Genomic DNA, 8,584 nt, shown 5'->3' on the forward strand with positions numbered 1-8,584 from the left:
CATTGATCGAGCATTTTGCGACAGGGTCGTAAAGAAGCTGAAAGGACTGATACGCAAGTATCGCCAACATTGTCGGCGTGATATAAGTTTGCGCCGACACAAAAAGAAAGAGCCGCCCAGATAATAAAACAGGTGGGACGGCAGTACTCTTCTAAAAACCAAAGGAGCAAATCACGATGCGCGTGATGAAGTGGAGCATGATCGCACTGGCAGTTGCAGCAGCCGCCAGTACTCAAGTGGCTACGGCCGCACCTTTTGTAAGTGACCAATCTGAAGCCAAGGGCTTTGTTGAAGACGCAAAATTCGACGTACTGTTGCGTAACTATTACTTCAACCGTGACAACAAAGACCACAGCAACGATCAGAAAGACTGGACCCAGGGCATCTGGGGCAACTTCAGCTCCGGTTACACCCAGGGTACCGTAGGCGTCGGCGTCGATGCGTTCGGTTATCTGGCGATCAAACTGGACGGCGGCGACGGCACTGGCGGTACCGGCAACATGAGCCGCGACTCCGATGGCGACGTCAACGATAGCCAGGGCAAAGCAGGCGCGGCCATCAAATTTCGCGTCTCCAAAACCGAGTTGAAAGCCGGCGACATGCAGCCAAGCACCTCCCCGGTGTTCGCGGTCGGCGGTTCCCGTATCCTTCCTCAAACTGCCAGCGGTTTCCAACTGCAGAGCAGTGAGATCAAAAACCTTGATCTGGAAGCCGGTCACTTCTATTCGTCCACCAGCCAGGACCGAAATGCCCGTGATGGTGGCCTGTACGCCAACTACGCTGGCGTGGAAGCCAACACCATCGACTATTTCGGCGGCAAATACGGCATCACCGACAATCTGAGCGCATCGCTGTACGGCTCCAAGCTGGAAGATATCTGGAACCAGTACTACGCCAACCTGAACTACACCATCCCGATGGGTGGCGATCAGTCGCTGAACCTGGACGGTAACATTTACCGCACCACTGACTCCGGCAGCGCCAAGGCTGGTGACATCAGCAACACCACGTTCTCCCTGGCAGCCGCTTACTCGTTCCTGAAAGCGCATACCATCACCGTCGGGTTCCAGAAGGTCAACGGCGATACCCCGTTCGACTACATCGGCGTGGGCAAGAACAACCGCGGCGGCGACTCGATCTTCCTCGCCAACTCCATCCAGTACTCTGACTTCAACGGCCCGAACGAGAAGTCCGCACAGATCCGTTACGATCTGAAGATGGCTGAGTACGGCATTCCTGGTCTGAGCTTCATGACCCGCTATGTCAAAGGCTGGGATATCGATGGCACCGGTCTGGCTGCCAACAGCATGTACCGTAATAAAGACACCGGTGCTCCGCTGTACGGTGCCGATGGCAAACACAACGAGACCAACTTCGAAGCCAAGTACGTTGTTCAGTCTGGCCCGGCAAAAGATCTCTCCTTCCGCGTTCGCCAGGCTTGGCACTTCGCTAACGCCGACCAGGGTGAAGGCGATATCAAAGAGTTCCGCCTGATCGTCGACTACCCACTGTCGATCTTGTAATAGCGGCTACTTAGCAAGTAATAAAAAAGGCCCATCATTCGATGGGCCTTTTTTGTTGGGGCTGGCGACTCGCTGAAGCTCCGGTTATCGACAGTTCATTGTTACAACCAGGTTTCAAACTCTCCCCAGCGAGTAGGGCATTAAAAGCCTGACCATTCGATCAGACTCTTAACCCCTATCCCCGTTACTTACTCAAACAGCCGCTTCCTGAACCACACGAATCACTCGCTGTGGAAACGGAATATCGATACCCGCTTCCTTCAAGCGATCACGGGACAACTCGTTGAAGCGGAACATCACGTCCCAGTAATCCGCAGTCTTCACCCAGACACGCAGGGAAAGGGTAATGGCGCTGTCACCCAGCATGGAAACCACCGCCACAGGTTCCGGATCGGCCAGTACGCGTTCGTCCTTGGCCAGATCCAGCAGGACCTCACGGGCCTTTTGCAGGTCAGCCTCGTAGTTCACGCCGACATCGAAGATCACTTTGCGGGTCAGCTGGCGGTTGTGGTTGGTGATGATGCCGTTGGACAGGTTGCCGTTAGGCACGATGACGGTCTTGTTGTCACCGGTACGCAGCACCGTGTGGAAGATCTGGATGCTGTCGACCGTACCGCTGATGCCCTGGGCCTCGATCACGTCACCGATACGGAAAGGACGGAACAGCAGGATCAGTACGCCACCGGCGAAGTTGGCCAGGCTGCCTTGCAAGGCCAGGCCGATGGCCAGACCCGCCGCACCGATCGCGGCAACGAACGAAGTGGTTTCGACACCGATCATCGAGGCCACGCTGACAATCAGCAGCACCTTGAGAATGACGTTCGCCAGGCTGCTGATAAAACCCTGCAAGGCCTGGTCGGCATTACGCAGCGCCAGCAACTTGCCGACTTTTTGCGTCAAATTGTTGATCAGCCACCAGCCGATGGCCAGTGTGATGACGGCCAGCAGTACCCGACTGCCGTATTCCATGATCATCGGAATCCAGGCTTGGGAAGCCTTGACCAGGTTGTCCACTTCAGCATTCAAATCCATCTATCTCTCCTGATTCCCGGCTGCCGGGCACACAAAAAACAAGGGCAGAACGAGTAGCCTTATACAGGCTCAATCGTTTCTGCCCACTACTCGGGCCTCGGACGTCAATAAGCTCGCGAGGTTCCCGAAAAAAAACATCAGTCGCGGAAGTTGTTGAACTGCAGCGGCATGCCGAACTCTTTCGCGCGCAGGGCGGCGATGGCTTCCTGCAGATCGTCGCGCTTCTTGCCGGTAACCCGTACCTGCTCGCCCTGGATCGCAGCCTGGACCTTCAGCTTGGCGTCCTTGATGTGGGCAACGATCTTTTTCGCCAGCTCTTTGTCGATGCCTTCCTTGAGGGTCGCTTCCTGCTTCATCACCTTGCCCGAAGCGTAAGCGTCCTTGACCTCAAGGCACTGCACATCGATCTTGCGCTTGACCAGGGCCAGCTTGAGGATCTCGATCATCGCTTCCAGCTGGAATTCGGCTTCAGCGGTCAGGTTGACGGTCAGTTCCTTTTCTTTGAACTCGAAGCTGCCCTTGCCCTTCAAGTCATAGCGGCGGTCCAGCTCCTTGACGGCGTTTTCCACGGCGTTGGTGACTTCGTGCTTGTCCAGTTCGGATACCACGTCAAACGACGGCATGTAATTTCTCCAATAAAAAAAGGGGCGCAGCTCGATAAAGATGGAGCACGCCCGGTTTGCGGTTAAAATCCGGGCTCATTATAACGGGTCTTTCCCCTCCTTCACTGCGAGCCGCGCATGCGCCTGCCAAACCGAGCACCACGCTGATGTCGACTACCTGGCACATTCTGGGCGCGGGCAGCCTCGGCACCCTGTGGGCGACACGCCTGGCCCGGGCTGGCTTGCCGGTACGCCTGATCCTGCGCAATCAGGCCCGCCTGGAGGCCTACCAGGCCGTGGGTGGGCTGACGCTGGTGGAACAAGGGCAGGCCAGTTTCCATGCCATTCCCGGCGAAACCCTCGACAACCCTGAACCCATTACCCGCCTGCTGGTGGCCTGCAAGGCCTATGACGCGCAACAGGCCGTCAGCCAGCTGGCCGCGCGCCTGACGCCCGACGCCGAACTGGTCCTGCTGCAGAACGGCCTGGGCAGCCAGGACGCCGTGGCCGCCCAGGTGCCGCAGGCCCGCTGCATTTATGCCTCGAGCACCGAAGGCGCCTTTCGCGATGGCGACTGGCGCGTGGTGTTCGCCGGTCATGGCTACACCTGGCTGGGGGACGCCAGCCACCCCACCGCGCCCTTCTGGCTCGACGACCTGAGCGTCAGCGGCATCCCCCATGAATGGAGCGCGGACATCCTGACCCGCCTCTGGCGCAAGCTGGCGCTCAACTGCGCGATCAATCCCCTGACGGTCCTGCATGACTGCCGCAACGGCGGCCTGCTGCAGCATCATTGCGAAGTGGCGATGCTGTGCGTCGAGCTGAGCGAACTGCTGGAACGTTGCGGCCAGCCCGCCGCGGCCGAGAACCTGCAGCAGGAGGTGGAGCGGGTGATCCAGGCGACCGCCGCCAACTACTCCTCCATGTACCAGGACGTCGCCAGCCGGCGCAGAACCGAAATCAGCTATTTACTGGGGCATGCCTGCGACGTTGCTGCCAGGCACCAGTTGCACCTGCCCAACCTCAGCCGCCTGCGCCGGCTATTGGTGGAACACCTGCAACAGCGCGGATTGCCCAGTGACTGAGCAGCGGCTACGCTGCCCACGTGTTCCTTTCTAGCGACGTCCCCGATGCCATTGCGCCAGCGCCTTGAAAACCTGCCGGTCGGCCAAAAGCTGCTGGCCGCCTTGCTCGTCCTGCTGATTACCGTACTGCTGGTCGCCAACCTGACCTTTATCAGCGCCGCCTACTGGATCTCCCAGGAAAGCATGGCGCCGCAAGCCTTGCAGACCATCGGCCGGCTGGTGTCCAACCCGACCCTGTCCGCGCAAGCGCTGGATTCGCCGCAAAACGCCGAGAAGCTGCTCAGCGAACTCAACAGCTACTCCCCCCTGCGCGCCGCAGCGATCTATGACGGCAAGGGCACGCGCCTGGCCCAGTTGCAGCATGGCGAACGCCTGAGTCTGCCGGAGCGCTATCGGCATATCGAAGCCTGGCAACTGACCGAGTTTCGCAGCAACCAGATCATCGCCCTGCCCCGCGCCGGCCAGCCTCCCGGCCACCTGTTGCTGGTGGCCAGCAGCGAGCTGCCGATGGCCTTCTACACCGGCACCCTGACCGCGAGCCTGGGCATCCTGATCTTCAGCGTGCTGCTGTGGCTGGTGATTGCCCGGCAGATCAAACGGCTGATCACTCGCCCCATTCATCAGTTGGAAGAACTGTCCCGGCAAGTGACCCGCGAGGAAAACTATTCCCTGCGCGCCGCCCGCGGCAACCACGATGAAATCGGCAGCCTGGCCGAGGCCTTCAACACCATGCTGTCGCGCATCGAAGCCCGAGAGCAGCAACTCAAGCGGGCCCGCGACGACTCTCAGGCGGCCTATGACCAGGCCCAGGGCCTGGCCGAAGAAACCCGCCACACCAACCGCAAACTGGAGCTGGAAGTCCAGGTGCGCAGCAAGATCGAAAAGAAACTCACCGGCTTTCAGAACTACCTCAACAGCATCATCGACTCCATGCCCTCGGCCCTGATCGCCCTGGACGAGCAGCTCTACGTCACTCAATGGAACCAGGAGGCCAGCGCCCTCTCCGGCACACGCCTGGATGAAGCGCTGAATCAGCCGATCTTCCTCGCCTTCGAACCGCTCAAGCCGTTCCTGCCACAGCTCAAGGAAACCGTGGAGCAGCATACGGTCACCAAGGTCGAGCGGGTCACCTGGGTCAAGGATGATGAAGCCCGGCATTACGCCCTGACCTTCTACCCGCTGATGGGCGGCGCCGGGCGCGGCGTGGTGATCCGGATCGACGACATCACCCAGCGCCTGTCCCTGGAAGAAATGATGGTGCAGTCGGAAAAAATGCTCTCCGTGGGTGGCTTGGCCGCCGGCATGGCCCACGAAATCAACAACCCGCTGGGGGCCATCCTGCATAACGTGCAGAACATCCGCCGGCGCCTGTCCCCCGAGCTGCCGAAGAATCAGGAACATGCCGAGCAGATCGGTATCGAGCTGGAAACCGTCAACCATTACCTGCAGAGCCGCGAAGTGCCACAGCTGCTCGATGGCATCCAGCAGGCTGGCGCCCGGGCGGCGAAGATCGTGACCCATATGCTCAGTTTCAGCCGGCGCAGCAACCGGCAGATGGCGCCTTGCGACCTGCCGGCACTGATCGACCAGGCCGTGGAGATCGCCGGCAACGACTTCGACCTGGCCATAGGCTTCGACTTCAAGGGCCAGGCCATCATCCGCCAGTTCGACCCGCAACTGGGCCCGGTGCCCGGTACCGCCAACGAACTGGAGCAGGTCCTGCTCAACCTGCTGAAAAACGCCGCCCAGGCCATTCACCAGCGGGTAGACGACAGCGAACCCGGGCGCATTATCCTGCGTACCCGGCTGAACCCGCCCTGGGCGGAAATCCAGGTCGAGGACAACGGCATCGGCATGAGCGAAAACGTGCGCAAACGGACCTTCGAGCCGTTCTTCACCACCAAGGAAATCGGCCAGGGCACCGGCCTTGGGCTGTCGGTTTCGTACTTCATCATCACCAACAATCACAAGGGCCAGATGGAAGTGCAGTCGACGCAGGGTCAGGGCACTTGCTTCACCTTGCGTTTGCCATTGGCGGGCAGTCAGCCGCCACCACTGGAACACCCCCCATTGGAGAGGTAAGCATGGGCTTTCGCTTGTCGAAGATTTACACCCGCACCGGCGACAAAGGCGAAACCGGGCTGGGTGATGGGCGCCGGGTTCCCAAGGACCATCCGCGGGTCGAGGCCATCGGCGAAGTCGATACGCTGAACAGCCAACTGGGGCTGCTCCTGGCCGGGCTGATCGAACAGCGCATCGAGCATCCGGGCCTACAGGAGCTGATCGACGTCCTGGCGCCCTGCCAGCATCGCCTCTTCGACCTCGGGGGCGAGTTGGCCATGCCGGTGTATCAGGCACTGAATACCGCGGAAGTCGAACGACTGGAAGCAGCCATCGATGTCTGGAACGAAGAGTTGGGGCCGCTGGAGAATTTCATTTTGCCGGGCGGTTCGGCCTTGATCGCCCAGGCCCATGTTTGCCGCAGCCTGGCGCGCAGTGCCGAGCGACGTTGCCAGCATCTGAATGCCGTGGAACCGCTGGAGGGGGTCGGCCTGGCCTACATCAATCGCCTGTCCGACTTGCTGTTCGTGGCGGCGCGCCTGATTGCCAAGCGCCAGGGGATTGCCGAGATTCTCTGGCAAGCGGCGGCGAAACCCGAATAACGTCCCCTCTGATCACCAGCAAGCCCGCTCCTGCAACTTATGCGGGAGCGAACCGGCTGGTGACTGGCCTCAGGGCCAGAACGCGCGAATCCCCGCCACCCCTTGCGCCCCGGCTGCCCAGGCCTGCTCGCGCTGGTCCGGACCGACGCCGCCGAGCAGGTACACCGGCTTGTTGAAACCGCTGATCAGTCGGGTGGCCTGCTCCCAGCCCAGAGGCTGCGCATCAGGGTGGGTCTGGGTCGGCTGGACCGGCGACAGCGTCACGAAGTCCACATCCATCTGCTGCGCCAGGGACAGCTCTTCAGCGTCATGGCAGGACGCCGCCAGCCAGCGCTCCTTGCCAAAGGGACGCCCGGCGCTGGCGTATTTGCGTAGCTGCGCCGCGGTGATATGCCAGCCCGCCGAGGGGAAATCCCCCAGCCATTCGAACGGTCCCTTGAGCATCAATTGCGCCTTGCCCGCGCACAGGCCGACCGCATCCACCGCCAGGTCGCGGTATTGCGGGTCGTAGCCGTTGGGCGCGCGTAGCTGGATCAGCTTGATGCCGCCGGCAATGGCCTTCTGCATACCCCGCAACAGCGCCGGTGTTTCCAGGTCTTCCGGGGTGATCAGGTATTCGCTCGGCAAACGCGCTGCCGCCACGATCGGCTGGTTGGCCGCCGGGAACTCGTAGTTCTCCAGTTCACGGGCCGTGACCCAGGCCAAAGGCTGGCCCTCGGCGCCATGGGGTTCGCCGGTAAAAGCGGAAACTTCCCAGACATCCAGCAACACCTGCTTGTCCGGGTAGTCATGCTGCACCTTGATCAACGGCCGCGCCTGGGACACCAGAATACCCAGTTCCTCCTGCAGCTCACGGGTCAACGCCGCTTCCACCGCCTCGTCCGCTTCGACCTTGCCGCCGGGAAACTCCCAGAGGCCGCCCTGATGCTGGGTATCGGCACGTCGGGCAATCAGGATCCTGCCGTCGGCATCACGGATAACGGCCGCCGCCACATGTACTCGTTTCACCGTACAACTTCCTCTAAACCGGCTTTCTGCCAGGCCTTGAAGGCTGGCCATTGATAGATCGTTTCAACATAGGCGGCATCGACGGCCGGCAGCGCCACCCGATAGGTACGCAAGCGCACGGCGATCGGTGCAAAAAAGGCGTCCGCCAGACTGACCCGGCCAAACAGGAAAGGCCCTGGTTCGGTCGCAGCCGCGCGGCACTCGGCCCACAAGGCCAGCATCCGCTCGATGTCGGCCTGGGCCTCGGGTGGCATGGGCGAAAGCGCGGCATCGCGGCTCAGGTCAAACGGCAGGTTGCCGCGCAGGCCGAAGAAGCCGCTGTGCATCTGCGCACAGGCGGAGCGGGCCTGGGCCCGGGAGGCCACATCGCGCGGCCAGAGCTCGGCTTCGGGAAAACGCTCGACCAGGTATTCGGCAATCGCCAGGGAGTCGGCGATGGTGCCGTGCTCGGTCTTCAGCAACGGGACTTTGCCGGTCGGCGAATGCTTGAGGATCCGCTCGCGGGTATCGGGCTGGTTCAGCTTGATCAGTTCTTCGGTGTAAGTCGCGCCGGCCAGCTCGAGCGCCAGGGCGGCGCGCAGCGACCAGGAAGAATAGAGTTTGTCGCCGATGATCAGGTGAAGATTCATGTCAGGCACCTTTCAGCAGGGGGCCTCATCGCGAGCAAGCTC

8 protein-coding genes are annotated in these 8,584 nt (G+C 61.1%); 4 read left to right on the forward strand and 4 right to left on the reverse strand.

The window, feature by feature from the left end:
* Positions 1-176: 176 nt before the first annotated feature.
* Positions 177-1,523 carry an OprD family porin gene (locus tag ACTJKT_RS23440; protein WP_440788744.1) on the forward strand — a complete coding sequence of 449 codons (1,347 nt, stop codon included), beginning with the start codon at positions 177-179 and terminating at the stop codon, positions 1,521-1,523.
* 192 nt (positions 1,524-1,715) lie between these two features.
* Here ACTJKT_RS23440 and ACTJKT_RS23445 read toward each other — a convergent pair whose 3' ends face one another.
* Both ACTJKT_RS23445 and ACTJKT_RS23450 read right to left on the reverse strand, forming a co-directional pair.
* Positions 1,716-2,555: a mechanosensitive ion channel family protein gene (locus tag ACTJKT_RS23445; protein WP_440788745.1), complete on the reverse strand. Its 840-nt coding sequence runs from the start codon at positions 2,553-2,555 to the stop codon at positions 1,716-1,718.
* A 137-nt stretch (positions 2,556-2,692) separates the two neighbouring features.
* A complete protein-coding gene (locus tag ACTJKT_RS23450; RefSeq protein ID WP_007931144.1) occupies positions 2,693-3,178 on the reverse strand; it encodes a YajQ family cyclic di-GMP-binding protein in 486 nt (161 codons plus the stop codon).
* Between the two features lie 146 nt (positions 3,179-3,324).
* On the opposite strand from ACTJKT_RS23450, the gene ACTJKT_RS23455 reads away from it, so the two are divergent.
* From ACTJKT_RS23455 to ACTJKT_RS23465, 3 genes are read left to right on the forward strand one after another with little or no spacing between them, the layout of a single operon-like run.
* A complete protein-coding gene (locus ACTJKT_RS23455; RefSeq protein ID WP_440788746.1) occupies positions 3,325-4,242 on the forward strand; it encodes a putative 2-dehydropantoate 2-reductase in 918 nt (305 codons plus the stop codon).
* Between the two features lie 45 nt (positions 4,243-4,287).
* Positions 4,288-6,324 (forward strand): sensor histidine kinase, encoded by a 2,037-nt coding sequence (locus tag ACTJKT_RS23460; RefSeq protein ID WP_440788747.1) that lies wholly within the window; start codon positions 4,288-4,290, stop codon positions 6,322-6,324.
* 2 nt (positions 6,325-6,326) lie between these two features.
* A complete protein-coding gene (locus tag ACTJKT_RS23465; protein WP_102676953.1) occupies positions 6,327-6,905 on the forward strand; it encodes a cob(I)yrinic acid a,c-diamide adenosyltransferase in 579 nt (192 codons plus the stop codon).
* Between the two features lie 69 nt (positions 6,906-6,974).
* Here the strand turns inward: ACTJKT_RS23465 and ACTJKT_RS23470 are convergent, their stop codons facing one another.
* Positions 6,975-7,913: a Nudix family hydrolase gene (locus ACTJKT_RS23470; RefSeq protein ID WP_440788748.1), complete on the reverse strand. Its 939-nt coding sequence runs from the start codon at positions 7,911-7,913 to the stop codon at positions 6,975-6,977.
* Positions 7,910-8,542 (reverse strand): glutathione S-transferase, encoded by a 633-nt coding sequence (locus ACTJKT_RS23475; RefSeq protein WP_063432786.1) that lies wholly within the window; start codon positions 8,540-8,542, stop codon positions 7,910-7,912. Before ACTJKT_RS23475 ends, ACTJKT_RS23470 begins: the two co-directional genes overlap by 4 nt.
* Positions 8,543-8,584 lie beyond the last annotated feature (42 nt).

The organism is Pseudomonas sp. 22526, assembly GCF_052044735.1.
Taxonomy (GTDB): domain Bacteria; phylum Pseudomonadota; class Gammaproteobacteria; order Pseudomonadales; family Pseudomonadaceae; genus Aquipseudomonas; species Aquipseudomonas piscium.